Source organism: Candidatus Dedyshia acidiphila (assembly GCF_051025295.1).
GTDB lineage: Bacteria > Acidobacteriota > Terriglobia > Terriglobales > Acidobacteriaceae > KBS-83.
The window spans coordinates 1-248 of record NZ_JBMGJV010000179.1 but is presented as its reverse complement, the minus strand read 5'-3'; the positions used below and the strand labels follow the sequence as shown (position 1 = coordinate 248).

Annotated in this window: 1 pseudogene; it reads left to right on the top strand. The window is 61.3% G+C overall.

The window, feature by feature from the left end:
• Positions 1 to 248, top strand: a pseudogene (locus tag AC5IJH_RS18535) (hypothetical protein); the annotation flags it as partial.

Sequence of the window (248 nt, the reverse complement as noted above, 5' to 3'; positions counted from 1 at the left end):
CGCGACGGTCAGCCCGTTCGTCCCGCTGTGGGCGCAGGCGATCACGGGCGACTTCAACGGGGAGCTCTTCACCATCAGCAACAACTACTTCGCCATCCTGCCGGGAATGCGCTACTTCAAGTTTTTTGACGTCAACACATTGCTCAGTGCGGTGTCTGCTCATCCGCAGGTGTACGGCTTCACGGATGTGACGGACCGCTGCACGGTGCCCAACGTGACGACGAACGCCATCTGCGCCGAGCCGAACC